Origin of the sequence: Mesorhizobium sp. M4A.F.Ca.ET.020.02.1.1, from assembly GCF_004022645.1 — a bacterium.
GTDB lineage: Bacteria > Pseudomonadota > Alphaproteobacteria > Rhizobiales > Rhizobiaceae > Mesorhizobium.
The window spans coordinates 1-1,170 of record NZ_RZOI01001132.1; the positions used below are offsets into that span (position 1 = coordinate 1).

Below are 1,170 nucleotides of genomic sequence, written 5' to 3' on the forward strand. Positions count from 1 at the left end.
CCTCGTCCCCTCCAACCCCTATATGACCGCCGCCTATCCGCGCATGGACGAGCCGATGTCGCCGGCCGAGCAGATGCCGCAGAGCGAAGTCGATTGCCGCAACGAATTGCGGCGCCTCGGCGTCGTATACACCGACGTGCAGCCGATCCATGAGGGCCAGTGCGGCATCGACTATCCGGTCAGGGTCTCGGCCATCGGCAGCGTCGGGATGAAGCCCTCCGCCACGCTGACCTGCAACATGGCCGCCACCTTCGCCACCTGGACCAGGAACGAGCTCGTGCCGGCCGCCCGCTGGCGGTATTTTTCGGGCGTGAAGACCATCCACCAGGGATCCAGCTATTCCTGCCGCAACATCGCGGGCGAAGGTGTCTTGTCGGAACATGGCAAGGGCAACGCGCTCGACGTGATGAGCATTGAGCTCAACAACGGCGATGACATCGACGTGCGCAAGCCCGGCCTGTTCGCCTTCCGCACCCGCGGCTTCCTCAACAATGTCCGCGCCGACGGCTGCCAGTATTTCACCACGGTGCTCGGCCCTGGCTATAATTACGACCACCGCAACCATTTCCATTTCGACATAAAGAACCGCAGGAGCGGCTATCGCGCCTGCCGCTGACCACCTGCGGTTCCCTTTGCCCAACCGATGCAACGGCGCATAAAATGATGCATGCGTTTGGGAGTGGCCTCTCGTGAGTAAGCGAAGCCTTCGGCGGCGCGCGGCGATCTGGCTGGCGGCACTTTGCGCCGGATATCTCGGGTTGGCCTACGTCGCCGCGCCGGAATTCTGGACCTGGCGCGAGCGCGGCTACCGCACGCAGCATTTCGAGATGGTGACGCATACGCCGCAAGGCATTCCGGGCGACCCGATCAATGTCGGCCTTGTCGGCACCGAAAAGGAGGTCGTCCACGCCTTTGCGGTCGCCGGCTGGGACACGGCCGACGCCATCACGCTGAGAACCGCCATCGACATCGGCGAAAGCGTGCTGTTTTCCCGGCCCTATCCCGATGCGCCGATGAGCAGGCTGCTGTTCGAAGGCCGCGCCCAGGATCTCGCCTTCGAAAGGCCGGTCGGCGACAGTGCCGACCAGCGCCACCATGTCCGCTTCTGGCAGACCAACACGGTTGGCGATGACGGACGCCCGCTCTGGCTGGGTGCGGCGAGCTTCGACC

At 64.4% G+C, this 1,170-nt stretch carries 2 protein-coding genes; both read left to right on the forward strand.

Annotated elements, in window-relative coordinates:
• Window positions 1-616: extensin family protein (locus EN742_RS35430; protein ID WP_128333914.1), on the forward strand; the 616-nt coding region annotated here is incomplete at its 5' end.
• Window positions 617-689: 73 nt separating this feature from the next.
• A partial coding sequence (locus tag EN742_RS35435) for an LssY C-terminal domain-containing protein (RefSeq protein WP_128333915.1) occupies window positions 690-1,170 on the forward strand: 481 nt, incomplete at its 3' end.